Origin of the sequence: Desulfovibrio sp. X2 (genome assembly GCF_000422205.1) — a bacterium.
In the GTDB taxonomy this organism is placed as follows: domain Bacteria; phylum Desulfobacterota; class Desulfovibrionia; order Desulfovibrionales; family Desulfovibrionaceae; genus Alkalidesulfovibrio.
In genome coordinates this window covers 1-16,238 of sequence record NZ_ATHV01000012.1, presented here as the reverse complement: position 1 = coordinate 16,238, position 16,238 = coordinate 1, and the positions used below count along the sequence as shown (strand labels likewise).

13 protein-coding genes and 1 tRNA gene are annotated in these 16,238 nt (G+C 64.1%); all 14 read right to left on the bottom strand.

What is annotated here, in order from left to right; genetic code table 11:
* Positions 1 to 489: GTP-binding protein (locus DSX2_RS04525; protein WP_020879966.1), on the bottom strand; the 489-nt coding region annotated here is incomplete at its 3' end.
* A gap of 11 nt (positions 490 to 500) precedes the next feature.
* Positions 501 to 2,573, bottom strand: a complete 2,073-nt coding sequence (fusA, locus tag DSX2_RS04520) for an elongation factor G (RefSeq protein WP_035040696.1) — start codon at positions 2,571 to 2,573, stop codon at positions 501 to 503.
* A 13-nt stretch (positions 2,574 to 2,586) separates the two neighbouring features.
* Entirely contained in the window at positions 2,587 to 3,057 is a 471-nt protein-coding gene (gene rpsG, locus DSX2_RS04515; RefSeq protein WP_020879964.1) for a 30S ribosomal protein S7, read from the bottom strand.
* Between the two features lie 12 nt (positions 3,058 to 3,069).
* On the bottom strand, positions 3,070 to 3,441 hold the full coding sequence (gene rpsL, locus DSX2_RS04510; RefSeq protein ID WP_020879963.1) for a 30S ribosomal protein S12: 372 nt from the start codon (positions 3,439 to 3,441) through the stop codon (positions 3,070 to 3,072).
* A gap of 594 nt (positions 3,442 to 4,035) precedes the next feature.
* Positions 4,036 to 8,205 carry a DNA-directed RNA polymerase subunit beta' gene (gene rpoC, locus DSX2_RS04505; protein WP_020879962.1) on the bottom strand — a complete coding sequence of 1,390 codons (4,170 nt, stop codon included), beginning with the start codon at positions 8,203 to 8,205 and terminating at the stop codon, positions 4,036 to 4,038.
* Positions 8,206 to 8,262: 57 nt separating this feature from the next.
* Positions 8,263 to 12,411 (bottom strand): DNA-directed RNA polymerase subunit beta, encoded by a 4,149-nt coding sequence (gene rpoB / locus DSX2_RS04500; protein WP_020879961.1) that lies wholly within the window; start codon positions 12,409 to 12,411, stop codon positions 8,263 to 8,265.
* Positions 12,412 to 12,714: 303 nt separating this feature from the next.
* Positions 12,715 to 13,095: a 50S ribosomal protein L7/L12 gene (gene rplL / locus DSX2_RS04490; RefSeq protein ID WP_020879960.1), complete on the bottom strand. Its 381-nt coding sequence runs from the start codon at positions 13,093 to 13,095 to the stop codon at positions 12,715 to 12,717.
* A 38-nt stretch (positions 13,096 to 13,133) separates the two neighbouring features.
* A complete protein-coding gene (gene rplJ / locus DSX2_RS04485; protein WP_020879959.1) occupies positions 13,134 to 13,670 on the bottom strand; it encodes a 50S ribosomal protein L10 in 537 nt (178 codons plus the stop codon).
* 175 nt (positions 13,671 to 13,845) lie between these two features.
* Positions 13,846 to 14,553, bottom strand: coding sequence for a 50S ribosomal protein L1 (gene rplA / locus DSX2_RS04480; protein WP_020879958.1), 708 nt, complete (start codon positions 14,551 to 14,553; stop codon positions 13,846 to 13,848).
* Between the two features lie 11 nt (positions 14,554 to 14,564).
* Positions 14,565 to 14,987 carry a 50S ribosomal protein L11 gene (gene rplK / locus DSX2_RS04475; protein WP_020879957.1) on the bottom strand — a complete coding sequence of 141 codons (423 nt, stop codon included), beginning with the start codon at positions 14,985 to 14,987 and terminating at the stop codon, positions 14,565 to 14,567.
* A gap of 61 nt (positions 14,988 to 15,048) precedes the next feature.
* Complete coding sequence (nusG, locus tag DSX2_RS04470; protein ID WP_020879956.1) at positions 15,049 to 15,612, bottom strand: transcription termination/antitermination protein NusG; 564 nt, start codon at positions 15,610 to 15,612, stop codon at positions 15,049 to 15,051.
* Between the two features lie 8 nt (positions 15,613 to 15,620).
* Entirely contained in the window at positions 15,621 to 15,869 is a 249-nt protein-coding gene (gene secE, locus DSX2_RS04465; RefSeq protein WP_020879955.1) for a preprotein translocase subunit SecE, read from the bottom strand.
* Between the two features lie 18 nt (positions 15,870 to 15,887).
* Positions 15,888 to 15,963 (bottom strand) — tRNA-Trp (locus tag DSX2_RS04460).
* A gap of 61 nt (positions 15,964 to 16,024) precedes the next feature.
* Positions 16,025 to 16,174, bottom strand: coding sequence for a 50S ribosomal protein L33 (rpmG, locus tag DSX2_RS04455; RefSeq protein ID WP_020879954.1), 150 nt, complete (start codon positions 16,172 to 16,174; stop codon positions 16,025 to 16,027).
* Positions 16,175 to 16,238 lie beyond the last annotated feature (64 nt).

The following is a 16,238-nucleotide window of genomic DNA, read 5'->3' as shown; positions in this document are numbered from 1 at the left end:
GAAGTCGTACTTGGACAGCAGTTCGCGAACCTCGAGCTCCACCAGCTCCAGAAGCTCCGCGTCGTCCACCATGTCGCACTTGTTCAGGAAGACCACGATGGCCGGGACACCGACCTGGCGGGCGAGCAGGATGTGCTCACGGGTCTGCGGCATCGGACCGTCGGTCGCCGCGCAGACCAGGATCGCGCCGTCCATCTGCGCCGCGCCCGTGATCATGTTCTTGATGTAGTCGGCGTGGCCGGGGCAGTCCACGTGCGCGTAGTGTCGCTTGTCCGTCTGGTATTCGACGTGCGCCGTCGCGATCGTGATGCCGCGCTCCTTCTCTTCGGGGGCCTTGTCGATCTGGTCGAAGGCCACGAAGTCGGCCCAGCCCTTCATGGACAGGGTCCGCGTGATGGCGGCCGTCAGCGTCGTCTTGCCGTGGTCGATGTGACCGATGGTGCCGATGTTGACGTGCGGCTTGCTGCGCTCGAATTTTGCCTTACCCATGGCGCTTCTCCCTACTTCTTCTTGATGATTTCTTCCGCCAGGCTGGCCGGAACTCGTTCATAGTGATCGAACTGCATGGTGAAGGTCGCGCGGCCCTGCGTCTTGGAGCGCAGGTCCGTGGCGTACCCGAACATGCTGGACAGCGGCACCATGGCCGAGATGACCTGCGAGCCGGCCTGCGCCTCCATGCCGGAGATACGGCCGCGGCGTCCGTTGAGGTCGCCCATGACTTCGCCGAGGTACTCCTCGGGGGTCACGACCTCGACGCCCATGATGGGCTCGAGGAGCACCGGATTGGCCTTGCGGATGGCCTCTTTCACGGCCATGGAGCCGGCGATGTAGAAGGCCTGCTCCGAGGAGTCGACGTCATGGTAGGAGCCGTAGAAGAGCTCGACCTTCACGTCCACGGTCGGATAGCCGGCCAGAGTGCCCGACTTCAGGGCATCCTGGATGCCCTTGTTCACGGGCTGGATGTACTCCTTGGGAATCACGCCGCCCTTGATCGAGTCCACGAACTCGTAGCCGTTCTCGGCGTTGGGCTCGATGCGGATGCAGACGTGGCCGTACTGGCCGCGGCCGCCCGTCTGCTTGGCGTACTTGTGATCGACCTCGGACTTGCCGGTGATGGTCTCGCGGTAGGCCACGCGGGGGGTGCCCACGTTGGCGTTCACGCTGAACTCGCGCAGCAGGCGGTCGACGATGATCTCCAGGTGCAGCTCGCCCATGCCGGCGATAAGGGTCTGGCCGGTCTCGTCGTCGGACTTGACGCGGAAGGAGGGGTCCTCCTTGGCCAGCTTGCCCAGCGCCTCGGAGAGCTGGTCGCGGTCGGCCTTGGACTTGGGCTCGATGGCGACCTCGATGACCGCCTCGGGGATGTCCATGGACTCGAGGTGCACGACGCGCTTGGGCTCGCACAGGGTGTCGCCGGTGGAGGTGGTCTTCAGACCCACCGCGGCGACGATGTCGCCCGCTCCGGCCCACTTGATGTCCTCACGCTTGTTGGCGTGCATCTTCAGCAGGCGGCCGATGCGCTCCTTCTTGCCCGTGGTCGCGTTGACCACGGTCATGCCGGTCTCGATGAAACCGGAGTAGATGCGCACGAAGGTCAGATGGCCGACGAAGGGGTCGGTCATGAGCTTGAAGGCCAGACCGGCCAGGGGCTCCTTGTCGTCGCAGTGGCACTCGACCTCGCCCTCGCCGCCCTCGACGTACTCGCCCTTGATGGCGGGAACCTCGACCGGATTCGGCAGGTAGTCCACGACCGCGTCGAGCAGGGGCTGCACGCCCTTGTTCTTGAAGGCGGAGCCGCAGAGCACCGGGGTGATCTTGAGGCCCACGGTGGCCAGCTTGACGCCCTTGCGGAGCTCGTCCGGAGTCAGCTCTTCGCCGCCCAGGTACTTCTCCATCAGGGCCTCGTCTTCCTCGACGATGGACTCGACCATCTCCAGGCGAAGCTCTTCGTACTTCTCCCGCAGGTCGGCCGGGATCTCCTCGAAGAGATACTTGGCACCCATGGTCTGGTCGTCGAAGATGATGGCCTTGCCCTCGATCAGGTCGACGACGCCGCGGAACTCGTCCTCGCGGCCGATGGGGATCTGCAGGGGCACCGGCTTGGCGCCCAGGCGATCGCGGATGGTGCCCACGGCGCGGAAGAAGTCGGCGCCGATGCGGTCCATCTTGTTGATGAAGGCGATGCGCGGCACGCCGTACCTGTCGGCCTGGCGCCAGACGGTCTCGGACTGGGGCTGCACGCCGGCGACCGCGTCGAACAGCGCCACGGAGCCGTCGAGAACGCGAAGGGAGCGCTCGACCTCCATGGTGAAGTCCACGTGGCCCGGAGTGTCGATGATGTTGATGCGGTGGTCGCGCCAGAAGCAGGTGGTCGCCGCGGAAGTGATGGTGATGCCGCGCTCCTGCTCCTGGACCATCCAGTCCATGGTAGCCTCGCCGTCGTGCACTTCGCCGATCTTATGGGAGACGCCCGTATAGAAGAGGATGCGCTCCGTCGTAGTCGTCTTACCGGCATCGATGTGGGCCATGATGCCGATATTACGCTGCATATGAATTGGTACAGTACGTGCCACGGTGTAATCCCCCCTACCAGCGATAGTGCGCGAAAGCCTTGTTGGCTTCGGCCATGCGGTGGGTGTCTTCCTTCTTCTTCACGGCGCCGCCGCGATTGTTGAAGGCATCCAGCAGCTCGTTGGAGAGCTTGGCGACCATGCCCTTCTCACCACGGGAGCGGGCGTAGCCGATCAGCCAGCGGATGGCCAGGGTCACCTGGCGGTCGTGGCGGACCTCGACGGGCACCTGGTAGGTGGCGCCGCCGACACGGCGGGACTTGACCTCGACGAAGGGCTTCACGTTGTCCACGGCCTTCTCGAAGGCGCGCAGGGGCTCCTCGCTGGTCTTGTCGGCCAGGATGTCGAGGCAGGAGTAAAAAATACGCTCGGCAACGTTCTTCTTGCCCTGCTCCATCATACGGTTGATGAAGCGCGTGGCGAGAACGCTCTTGAACTTCGGATCGGGGAGGATTTCCCTCTTGGGAACCGGACCTTTGCGGGGCATCGAACTTCTCCCTTACTTCGGACGCTTGGCGCCGTACTTCGAACGACCCTGACGGCGATCATTGACGCCGGCGGTGTCGAGGGTGCCGCGGATGATGTGGTAACGAACGCCGGGCAAGTCCTTGACGCGGCCGCCACGGATCATGACCACGGAGTGTTCCTGGAGGTTGTGGCCTTCACCGGGGATGTAGGCCGTGACCTCGATGCCGTTGGTCAGGCGCACGCGGGCGACCTTACGGAGGGCCGAGTTCGGCTTCTTGGGCGTCGTCGTGTACACGCGCGTGCACACGCCGCGGCGCTGCGGGCAGGCCTGAAGGGCGGGCGTCTTGCGGCGCTTCGCGACTTCCTTGCGGGCCTTGTTGACGAGCTGGTTAATCGTGGGCATAGGCTCCCTTCCTCAAAAAGTGTGTAAGGCGCAAAGACCGCAGCACATAGTACGGCCCGCGGCCCTCTGTCAAGAGCTAATCGTTCATCGCGCGGCGGATGACCCAATGCATAGCACACAACGTGCGCCTGCGCCGTTCCGCACGGGAACGTCGGGCATCGCCGGAATCGACGGACGCACCAAACCTGTTCGGATCAGTGGTCCGGTATGGGGGCACTGGCGGCAAGCCGTCAGTGGAAGGTGTGGCCTCGCCGGATGGTCAGCATTCCGCCCGGTTCGGCGCGCTTCCCCGCAGATGCGGACGGAGTAGCGGTGGTTCAATCCTGATGCACGCGAAGTGGATGGCAGAAGGCTGCCTTCCGGCATCCACTTGGCGTACAGCACGCGACTGACGACAAAAGCAAACAAAGAGCGCACCCCTACCGGGCGAGGCAGCTACATATGTCTTTTCCTCGACCTTGACAAGGCCCGTGCGGCAAGAAACTTTCCTCCCTCCTGCCGGGCGCACCTTTCCGCACGAAAAAGGCCGCCCGGGCGTGCGCCCGGGCGGCCGTACATCGCTTTGAAGCGCCTCCTGCCGCGGCAGGAAGCGGGCTACTCGCGGATGGCCGAGGAGGAGGTGTAGGCCGACTCCTCCTCGAGGTCCTCGAGGAACCTGTCGGGCCGCTCGGGCTGCTCGGGAACCGAGATGTCGCAGTCCATGTAGCGGCGGTAGCCGGTGCCTGCGGGGATGAGGCGGCCGACGATGACGTTCTCCTTCAGGCCGCGCAGCGGATCGGATTTGCCCGCCAGGGAGGCCTCGGTGAGCACCTTGGTGGTCTCCTGGAAGGAGGCCGCCGAGATGAAGGAGTCCGTGGTCAGCGAGGCCTGGGTGATGCCGAGCACCAGCGGCTCGGCCACAGCGGGCTTCAGCCCCTCGGTCACCACCTTCAGGTTTTCCTCCATGAAGCGCTGCTTGTCGGTCTGCTCGCCCATGAGGAAGGAGGTGTCGCCCGGATCGATGATGCTGACCTTCTTCAGCATCTGGCGGACGATGATCTCGATGTGCTTGTCGTTGATGGCCACGCCCTGGAAGCGGTAGACGTCCTGGACCTCTTCCACGAGGTAGCGGGCCAGGTACTTCTCGCCCTTGATCTTCAGGATGTCGTGCAGCTCGGGGTAGCCTTCGGTCAGGAGCTCGCCCGCCTCCACGAAGTCGCCCTCGGTCACGGTGACGTGCTTGCCCTTGGGGATCAGGTACTCCTTGGGATCGCCGACCTCCGGGGTGACGATGATCTTGCGCTTGCCCTTGGTCTCGGGACCGAAGGAGATGGTGCCGTCGATCTCGGAGACCACGGCCTGGTCCTTGGGCTTCCTAACCTCGAAGAGCTCGGCGACGCGCGGCAGGCCGCCGACGATGTCCTTGGTCTTGGAGGTTTCGCGGGGCTTGCGGGCGATGATGTCGCCGGCCCGGACCGCGTCACCGTCGCGGATCATGATGATCGCGCCCACCGGCAGGGTGAAGGTCGCCTTGGTCTCGGACCCCGGGCGCTTCTTCACCCTTCCCTTCTCGTCGACCACGGAGATGGTCGGCTTCAGGTTCGTGGAGCGGTACTCCATGATCGTCTGGGTGGAACGGCGCGTGGTCTCGTCCACCTTCTCCTGGTAGGTCTTGCCTTCGATGATGTCGGCGAAGCGGATGGTGCCCTCGACGTCCGTGACGAACGGCTCGTTGAACGGGTCCCACTCGGCGACCATGTCGCCCTTCTTCACGGCCTGGGTGTGCTTGACGTACAGCTTGGCGCCCGAGGGCAGGATGTACTTCTCGCGCTCGCGGCCCTGCTCGTCCACGATGCCGATCTGGCCCGACTTGTTGAGGACCATGTCGTAGCCCTCGGAGTTGGTGACCGTCTTCACGCGGTGCAGCACCACCTGGCCGGTGTGGCTCGACTGGATCGAGCTGCGCTCGATCTCGCGCGACGCCGTGCCGCCGATGTGGAAGGTGCGCATGGTCAGCTGCGTGCCAGGCTCGCCGATGGACTGGGCGGCGATGATGCCGACCGTCTCGCCCACGTTGACCAGGCGGCCGCGCGCCAGGTCGCGGCCGTAGCAGTGCGCGCACACGCCGTGCTCGGACTGGCAGGTGAGCACGGAGCGGATGACGATGGAGGAGACGCCGCGGTCGTCGAGGAGGTCGGCGACCTTCTCGTCGATCATGGTGTTCTCGGGGATGATGATCTCGCCGGTCTCCTCGTCGAAGACCGGGAACATGGTCACGCGGCCGAGCACGCGCTCGGAGAGCTTCTGCTCGATGTTGCCGGACTTGACCAGGTGGGTCAGCTCGATGCCGTCCACGGTGCCGCAGTCGATCTCCGAGACGATGACGTCCTGGACGACGTCGACGAGACGGCGGGTCAGGTAGCCCGAGTTCGCCGTCTTGAGCGCCGTGTCCGCGAGGCCCTTACGAGCGCCGTGGGTGGAGTTGAAGTACTGCAGAACCGAGAGGCCCTCGCGGAAGCACGAGGTGATCGGCGTCTCGATGATCTCGCCGGACGGCTTGGCCATCAGGCCGCGCATGCCGGCCAGCTGGCGCATCTGGTCCTGGTTGCCTCGGGCGCCGGAGTTGACCATCATGAAGATGGGGTTGAAGCTGACGTCCTTGATCTGCTCGCCCGTCTTCGGATTGGTGATGGTGTCCGTGGAGATGCGCGTGAACATGGCCTTGGCCACGTCCTGCGTGCACTTGGTCCAGACGTCCACGACCTTGTTGTACTTCTCCGTGCGGGTGATGATGCCTTCCTGGTACTGGCGCTGGATGTCCTCGACCTCGTTGGTCGAAGCCTCGAGCATCACGGCCTTCTCGGGCGGGATCTCGAGGTCCTTGACGCCGATGGTCACGCCGGCGCGGGTGGCGTACTCGTAGCCCAGGTCCTTCAGCTTGTCGCAGAGGATGACCGTGGCCTTGGTGCCGGCGCGGCGATAGGCCTCGGACACCAGGCGGGCGATGGTCTTCTTGGTCATCAAGGTATTGACGAACTCGAAGGGCAGCTCCTTGGGCAGCAGCTCGGACACGATGACGCGGCCGGGCGTGGTCTGCTCGAGCTTGCCGTCGATGCGCACCTGGACCTTGGCGTGCATGGACACGGCGTCCGCGTCGATGGCCGCCACGACCTCCCAGGGGCCGGAGAAGATCTTGCCTTCTCCCTTCTCGAAGGAGCGGTCAACGGTCAGATAGTAAAGTCCGAGGACGATGTCCTGGGACGGGATGATGATCGGCTGGCCGTTGGACGGCGAGAGGATGTTGTTGGTGCTCATCATGAGCACGCGGCACTCGATCTGCGCCTCCACGGAGAGCGGAACGTGCACGGCCATCTGGTCGCCGTCGAAGTCCGCGTTGTAGGCCGCGCAGACCAGCGGGTGCAGACGAATGGCCTTGCCCTCGACGAGCGTCGGCTCGAAGGACTGGATGCCCAGGCGGTGCAGCGTGGGCGCGCGGTTGAGCATGATCGGGTACTCGCGGACGACCTCTTCGAGGATGTCCCAGACCACCAGCTCTTCGCGCTCCACCATCTTCTTGGCGCTCTTTATGGTCGAGGCGATCTCGCGCCGCTCGAGCTCCGCGTAGATGAAGGGCTTGAAGAGCTCGAGGGCCATCTTCTTGGGCAGGCCGCACTGGTGCAGCTTCAGGTTCGGGCCGACCACGATGACCGAACGGCCGGAGTAGTCGACGCGCTTGCCGAGCAGGTTCTGGCGGAAGCGGCCCTGCTTGCCCTTGATCATGTCCGAGAGGGACTTGAGCGGACGGCCGTTGGTGCCGGTGATGGCGCGGCCGCGGCGGCCGTTGTCGAACAGGGCGTCGACGGCCTCCTGCAGCATGCGCTTCTCGTTGCGGATGATGATGTCCGGCGCGCCGAGCTCGAGCAGCCGCTTCAGGCGGTTGTTGCGGTTGATGACGCGACGGTAGAGGTCGTTCAGGTCCGAGGTCGCGAAGCGGCCGCCGTCCAGGGGGACGAGGGGGCGCAGCTCGGGCGGGATGACCGGGATGACCTCGAGGACCATCCACTCGGGCCGGTTGCCCGACTCGAGGAAGGCCTCGACGATCTTCAGGCGCTTGGTGAGCTTCTTCTTCTTGGTCTGCGACTTGGTCTCCTGAGACTCCATGCGCAGCTCCGTGCGGAGCCTCTCCATGTCGATCTCTTCGAGCAGCTCGCGCGCGGCCTCGGCGCCCATGCCGACACGCAGGGCGTCCTCGCCGTAATGGTCGATGATCTGCAGATACTGGTCCTCGGAGATGACCTGGAACTTCTTCAGGTTCGTTTCCTTGGGGTCCATGACCACGAAGGAGTCGAAGTACAGCACCTTCTCGAGGTCCGACATGGTCATGTCGAGCAGGGTGCCGATCTTGGAAGGCAGGGTCTTCAGGAACCAGATGTGGGCCACCGGGGCGGCCAGCTCGATGTGGCCCATGCGCTCGCGGCGGACCTTGGAGGCGATGACCTCCACGCCGCACTTCTCGCACACGATGCCGCGGTGCTTCATGCGCTTGTACTTGCCGCAGTTGCACTCGTAGTCCTTCACCGGCCCGAAGATCTTGGCGCAGAACAGGCCGTCGCGCTCGGGCTTGAAGGTGCGGTAGTTGATGGTCTCAGGCTTCTTGACCTCGCCGAAGGACCACTCGCGGATTTTCTCCGGAGAGGCGAGGGATATCTGTATGGCCTTCACGCCGCGCGCGGTCATGCTCTGCGCCGCCGACTGGCGGAAGGTGAAGAGATCGTCCAAGGTCATTGCACTGCCCTCTCGTCTAAGGGTTTCTATAGTCTCGCCGCGCCGCTCGGGGGGCGTTTATTCCTGCTCTTCGCGCACCGCGGTGATGGAGGACTGCTGCCGCGGCTTGCGTTCGCGCTGGGGTTTCTTCATCTCCTCGGGGACCAGGTTGACGTCCAGGCCGAGGCTCATGAGCTCCTTGACCAGAACGTTGAAGGACTCGGGCAGGCCGGCCTCGAGGAAGTTGTCGCCCTTCACGATCTTCTCGTACATCTTCACGCGGCCGCCGACGTCGTCCGACTTGACGGTCAGGAACTCCTGCAGCAGGTGCGAGGCGCCGTAGGCCTCGAGTGCCCAGACTTCCATCTCGCCCAGACGCTGGCCGCCGAACTGCGCCTTGCCGCCGAGCGGCTGCTGCGTGACCAGGCTGTAGGGGCCGGTGGAGCGGGCGTGGATCTTCTCGTCGACCAGGTGGTGCAGCTTCAGAATGTACATGACGCCGGTGGTCACGCGGTTCTTGAAGGGCACGCCGGTGCGTCCGTCGTAGAGCACGGTCTTGCCGTCGTCCGGCAGACCGGCGCGGCGCAGCCAGCCCCAGATCTCGTCCTCGGTCGCGCCGTCGAAGACCGGAGTCTTGCAGACGATGCCGTCCTGCATGCTCTTGATGGCCTCGACGATCTCCTCGTCGCTCATGGAATCCACGAGCGCGACGGTCTCCTTGTCGTTGTAGATGTCCTTGATCTCGTCGCGCAGCACGTTCATGGCCGCGTTGCTCTCGATGAGCGCCATGAGCTGGTGGCCCAGCTCGCGCGCGGCCCAGCCGAGGTGCGTCTCCATGATCTGTCCGATGTTCATGCGCGAAGGCACGCCCAGCGGGTTCAGCACGATGTCCACCGGAGTGCCGTCAGCGAAGTACGGCATGTCCTGGATGGGCAGGATGTTCGAGACGACGCCCTTGTTGCCGTGGCGTCCGGCCATCTTGTCGCCCACCGCCAGCTTTCTCTTCACGGCGATGTAGACCTTGACCATCTTGATCACGCCCGGAGGCAGGTCGTCGCCCTCGGTGGTCTTGACGCGCTTCTTCTCGTAGAGGTTCTTCACGAACTTCAGCTGGCGCTCGTAGTCCTCGAGAATCTGGCGGACCTCCTCGTTGGCCTCCTTGGAGGCGAAGAGCCCGGCCATCTTCTTGACCGGCACGTTGTCCAGGATCTCGCGGGTGAGCGGCGTGTTGGCCTCGGCCAGCACCTCGCCCTTCTTGGCGCCCATCAGCGTCTGGCCGATGCGCTTGCTCTCGCAGGCCAGCCAGATGCGCCCGCGCGTGGAGCCGCCCAGGGCCTCGATGTGCTGGGCCTCCTTGCGGTCCAGGCAGGCCAGTTCGAAGTCCTCGATCTCCTTGGTGCGCTCGTCGCGCTCGCCGCTGCGGCGGTTGAAGACCTTGACGTCGATGACCGTGCCCTCGATTCCCGGCGGGACCTTGAGCGAGGTGTTCTTCACGTCGCGGGCCTTGTCGCCGAAGATGGCGCGCAGCAGCTTTTCTTCCGGGGTGAGCTGGGTCTCGCCCTTGGGCGTGATCTTGCCCACCAGGATGTCGTCGGCCTTCACCTTGGCGCCGATGCGGATGATGCCGGACTCGTCGAGGTTCTTCAGCATCTCCTCGCCGACGTTCGGGATGTCGCGGGTGATCTCTTCGGGCCCGAGCTTGGTGTCGCGCGCGACGAGCTCGAACTCCTCGATGTGCACGGAGGTGAAGGTGTCTTCCTTCACCACGCGCTCGGAGATGAGGATGGAGTCCTCGAAGTTGTATCCGCACCAGGGCATGAAGGCCACGACCAGGTTCTTGCCCAGGGCAAGCTCGCCGTCCTCGATGCCCGGTCCGTCGGCCAGAACGGCACCCTTCTTGACCACCTGGCCGGGCAGGACGCGCGGCTTCTGGCCGAAGCAGGAGTTCTGGTTGGACTTGTGGTGCTTCTGCAGCTCGTAGTTCACCGAGCCGCCGGTCTCGGGCGAAACGCCCTTGTCGTAGTTGACGATGATGCGGTCGGCGTCCACGTAGGCCACCACGCCGTCGGCGACGGCCAGGATGCAGGCGCCCGAATCCTGGGCCACCACGCCCTCCATGCCGGTGCCCACGATGGGCATCGTGGAGCGCAGGAGCGGCACGGCCTGGCGCTGCATGTTGGACCCCATGAGCGCGCGGTTGGCGTCGTCGTGCTCCAGGAACGGGATGAGCGCGGCGGAGATGGAGACGATCTGGGCCGGCGCGATGTCGCGCAGGGTGACCTCCTCGGCCGGAACCATCTGCACGTCGCCCATGATGCGGGCCGTGACCGTGGCGTTCACGAAGCGGCCGTTCTCGTCCACGGGCGCGTTGGCCTGGGCCACCACCTGTCCGGCCTCGCGCGAGGCGTCGAGGTAGCGGACCTCGTTCGTGACCACGGCGTCCTTGACCACGTTGTAGGGCGACTCGATGAAGCCGTACTCGTTCACGCGGGCGTAGGTGGTCAGCGAGACGATGAGGCCGATGTTCGGTCCTTCCGGCGTCTCGATGGGGCAGATGCGGCCGTAGTGCGAGGTGTGCACGTCGCGCACCTCGAAGCCCGCGCGCTCGCGGGTCAGGCCGCCGGGTCCCAGGGCCGAGAGGCGGCGCTTGTGGGTGACCTCGGAGAGCGGGTTGGTCTGGTCCATGAACTGCGACAGCTGGGAGGTTCCGAAGAACTCCTTGAGCACCGCGGCCACGGGCTTCGGGTTGATCAGGTCGTGGGGCATGAGCGTGGCCACTTCCTGCAGGCTCATGCGCTCCTTGATGGCGCGCTCCATGCGCACGAGGCCGATGCGGTACTGGTTCTCGACCAGCTCGCCGACCGGGCGCACGCGGCGGTTGCCCAGGTGGTCGATGTCGTCGGCCGGGCCGTGCGAGTCCTTCAGCTTGTTGATGAGCTTGATGGCCTCGAGGATGTCGTCGTTGCCCAGCACGCGCTTTTCGGCCGGATGGTTGAGGCCCAGGCGCGAGTTCAGCTTGTAGCGGCCCACGGACGAAAGGTCGTAGTAATCCGGGTTCCTGAAGAGGTTCTCGAAGAAGCTGGCCGCGATCTCCGGGGTCGGCGGCGAAGAGGGACGCAGGCGGCGGTAGATCTCGATCTGCGCGGTCTCCATGTCCGTGGTCTTGTCCAGGAGCAGGGTGTCGCGCATGGAGGAGGAGACGTCCACGCCCTTGGTGTAGAGCACGCGCACTTCGACGATGCCCGCGTCGCGGAAGGTCTCCACGAGGTCGGCGTGGATCTCGTCGCCTGCGGCGGCGAGCACTTCGCCGGTCTTGGGATCGACCACGTCGGCGGAGAGGAACATGCCGAGGATGCTCTCGGGATCGACCTCGAACTCGGCGACTCCGTGCTCGCTCATCAGGCGCCAGGAGCGCTTGGTCAGCGGGCGGCCCGCCTTGGCGATCTCGGTGCCGTCAGGCGCGACGATGTCCGTGAAGGCGTTCTCCTTGCGGAAGAAGCGCTTGTCGAACACGCGCAGGACCTTGTCCTTCTCGAGCTTGAAGGTCTCCTGCTCGTAGAAGTAGTCCAGGATGTCCTGGCCGGACATGCCCATGGCCTTGAAGAGGATGGTGGCGGGCATCTTCCTGCGGCGGTCGATGCGCACGTAGAGGATGTCCTTGTGGTCGTAGTCGAAGTCGAGCCACGAGCCGCGCATGGGGATGATGCGGCAGGAGTAGAGGACCTTGCGCGAGGAGTGGGTCTTGCCCGAGTCGTGCTCGAAGATGATGCCCGGCGACCGCTGGAGCTGGTTGACGATGACCCGCTCGGTGCCGTTGATGATGAACGTGCCCTTCTCGGTCATGAGCGGCACGGTCCCGAAATAGATGTCCTGCTCCTTGATGTCGCGGATGGTACGGTTGCCCGATTCCTCGTCGACGTCGAAGACGACGAGCCGCACGCGGATGCGGATGGGCGCCTCGTAGGTCAAGCCCTTGGCCATGCACTCGGGGACGTCGTACTTGGGCTCGCCGATCTCGTAGCTGACGTACTCGAGGCTCGCGGTACGGTTGAAGTCCTCGATGGGGAAGACCGAACGGAAGACGCCCTCCAGTCCCTTGTCCTCACGACTGGTCGGCGGGACGTCGGCCTGCAGGAAGTCCAGATACGAGTCGATCTGGAGGTTCAGCAGGTGGGGAATGGTGAGGGAGTTCCTGATCTTGCCGAAAGTCTTGAAGAGTTGGCCCATGGTGTCCTCGTCAAGGATGTTGATATGCTCCCTGCTCCGCCCGGACGACACGGGGCATTGGCAGGGTATGACCGGAACGGCGATCGTTCCGGGGAAGCTCGCGGGCGGGGGAAAATCCCCCGCGGATCATCATCTCGTCCGCTTCGTGAGGCCTGCGCGTCCGGGGTTCATCGCCTAAAACCCTTGCCGGACGCGGTTTTGGAGGCGCCTTGAGTGGCGGCCCCAAAGGAAACGGGCGAAAGAGCGCAAAACCCCCTGGGGAGTTTCGCGCCCTTTGCGCCACAAAGGAATGCGGCAAAGCCGCTACTTAACTTCGACTTCAGCGCCGGCTTCTTCAAGCTGCTTCTTGGCCTCCTCGGCCTCCTGCTTGGACACGGCTTCCTTGATGGTCTGGGGAGCGCCGTCGACCTTGTCCTTGGCTTCCTTCAGACCCAGACCGGTCAGGGCGCGCACGGCCTTGATGACGGCGATCTTGTTGCCGCCGGCGGCCTTCAGCACGACGTCGAACTCGGTCTTCTCTTCCTCGGCCGGAGCCGCGGCAGCGGCAACGGGCGCGGCGGCCATGGCCACCGGAGCCGCGGCGGAGACGCCGAACTTGTCCTCGAGTTCCTTGATAAGCTCAGCCAGCTCCAGCACGGTCATGCCGGAGATGAATTCAACAACTTCTTCTTTGGTCACGGACATGGGAATTCCTCCACTTTTTTTGCGCAACAGTCTTCGATCTAAGCCGCGGGGGCCTCGTCCTTCTGGTCCTTGACGGCCGTGAGGACATTGAGGAATCCGCGGAGAACGGCGGCCAGCACGCCCACGAAGTTCTGCGGCACGGCATTCATGGTGCCGAGCAGCATGGCGAGCAGTTCCTGACGACCGGGCAGCTTGGCCAGATCCTTCAGCTGAGCCTCCGAGAGAAACTTGCCCTCCAGGCTGGCGGCCTTGAGCACCAGCTTGGACTTGGGATTCTCACGCAGGAAGTCAGTGAGGATCTTGGCGGCGGCGACGGGATCGTCGTAGCCGAAGGCGATGGCGTTGTTCTCCTTCAGCTTCTCGCCAAGAACCTGGTGGGGGCAGTCGCTCAGGGCGATTCGCGCCAGCGTGTTCTTGACCACGTGGTAGGCCACGTTGGCGGAACGCAGCTTGACGCGAAGCTCCGTCATCTCTTCGACCGTCATGCCCTTGAAATCGGTCAGGACGGCAATGCTCGAAGGCGTAGCGACGCCCTTGAGCTCTTCGATGACCTGCGCTTTTTCGGTCCTGTTCACGACATACTCCTCACACGATTTACCGGCCAGGAGAGGAGCCAAAGCGTGAACCTCGGCGGGAAATTAAGGGGCATGCCCCACCCGCTGTCTCCGGCTCACTTTCCCATGCCGTATTGCGATCCCCGACCGCGGCGGAACGTCCGCCGCGGTCGGAGGAACATCCATAAACGGTGCGCTAGCCCTCGACGAACTTGCGCACGGACAGCGGGTCGACCCTGAGGCCCGGGCCCATGGTGGTGCTCACTGCGCAGGCCTTGATGTAGGTGCCCTTGGCAGCGGACGGCTTCAGGCGCATGACCGTGTCGGCGAGGGTCTTCAGGTTCTCGAGGATCTTCTCGGGACCGAAGGAGACCTTGCCGAGGGGGGCATGCAGCACACCGGCCTTGTCGACCTTGAACTCGACCTTGCCTGCCTTCACTTCCTGGACCGCATTGGCGACGTCGAAGGTCACCGTGCCGGTCTTGGCGTTGGGCATCAGGCCGCGGGGGCCGAGCAGACGGCCGATCTTGCCGACCTGGGCCATCATGTCCGGGGTGGCGACGGCCTTGTCGAAGTCGAGCCAGCCGCCCTGGATCTTCTCGACCAGGTCCTCGGCGCCGACGACGTCGGCACCGGCGGCCTTGGCCTCGGCCTGCTTCTCGCCCTTGCAGAAGACGGCCACGCGGACGGTCTTGCCGAGCCCATTGGGCAGGGTGCAGGCGCCGCGGACCATCTGGTCGGAGTACTTGGGATCGACGCCGAGATTCATGGCGATGTCCACGTTCTCGTCGAACTTGGCGAAGGCCTTCTCACAGGCCAGGCGGACGGCCTCTTCGACGGTAAGCTTGTTGGCTCCGTCGACACCCTCGGCCGCATTCCGATATTTCTTTCCGTGCTTCGGCATGATGACGCCCCCTACTTGACTTCGATGCCCATGCTTCGGGCGGTACCGACAATATTGGTCACGGCGGCGTCGACCGTATTGGCCGAAAGGTCGGGCATCTTCAGCTTGGCGATCTCCTCGACCTGGGCCATGGTCACGGTGCCGACCTTGTTACGGTTGGGCTCGCCCGATCCCTTCTCAAGCTTGGCTGCCTTGAGCAGCAGGGTGCTGGCAGGCGGGGTCTTGGTGATGAAGGTGAAAGAGCGGTCGGCGTAGACCGTGATGATCACCGGGATGATCATGCCCTTCTGGTCCTGCGTCTTGGCGTTGAACGCCTTGCAGAACTCCATGATGTTCACGCCGTGCTGACCGAGGGCCGGGCCGACCGGCGGAGAGGGGTTCGCAGCACCGGCCGGGATCTGCAGCTTGATCTTGCCTGTAACTTTCTTGGCCATGGTATTTATCCCTTACGCGCCGTCGCGCGAATGTTGAATCCTCTGACGATGCCCGAGGCCTTTAGCCTTTGCTGACCTGGACGAAGTCCAGTTCGACCGGCGTCTGGCGGCCGAAAATCGAGACCGAGACACGGAGCTTGCCCTTGTCGTAGTTGACTTCCTCGACAACGCCGTTGAAGCCGCTGAACGGGCCGTCGATGACCCGGACCTCGTCGCCCCGGTCGAAGTGGAACTTCGGCCTCGGCTGCTCCTGGCGCTGCTCCATCATGTCCAGGATCTTCTTGGCCTCGGAGTCCCGCATGGGAGTAGGCCGCATCTTCCCGCCGACGAAACCGGTCACGCGGGGGATGTCCTGGACGATGTGCCAGGAGTAGTCGGTCAGGACCATCTTGACCATCACGTACCCGGGATAGAACTTCCGGGTGGAGGTCTTCTTCTCGCCCTTGACCAGCTCGATGACCTTCTCGGTGGGGACCACGACCTCCTGAATGAGGCCCTGATCCTGCCCGGTGCGCATCATCTCCTGGATCGTCTTCTCCACGCGCTGCTCGAACCCCGAATAGGTGTGGACGATGAACCAGCGCGCTTTGGGCGAGGTGCTTTCGACGATTTCGTTCTCAGCCATACACCCGCCTACGACAGAATTGTCTGGACCAGTTTGGACAGGCCCAGGTCGACAAGCCCCAGGAATATGGCCAGGATGATCGTCAGCACGAGCACGGCGATGGAGGTGGCGGTGACTTCCTTGCGGCTGGGCCACACCACCTTCTTGATCTCGACCTTGCTCTGCTCGAAGAACTCGCCGAACTCCTTGGCCTTGTCGGCCAGGGAGGACTTGTCGGGAGTTTCGGCTTTGGCTTTCTGCGTCTTCTCTTTGGCCATTCGGAGCCTCGAAATGTCTGGCAGGCCAGGAGGGATTCGAACCCCCAGCCCCTGGATTTGGAGTCCAGTGCTCTACCGTTAGAGCTACTGGCCTGCGCCTTACCCGATCACTCGGGAAAAATCGGCCGCGTCCGTCACCGGACGCGGCCGGTGTACTACTTGGATTCCTTGTGAACCGTGTGCTTCTTGTCCCACGGGCAGTACTTCTTCAGCTCGAGGCGGCCCGTGGTGTTCTTCTTGTTCTTGGTCGTCGAATAGTTCCGACGCTTGCACTCGGTGCACTGCATCTGAATGATGACCTTCATCTAAAGAGCGGTTCAGCAGGAATGCCGAGACCGGGAGCTAATCTCGTATGCCGTCTTCTGCTTG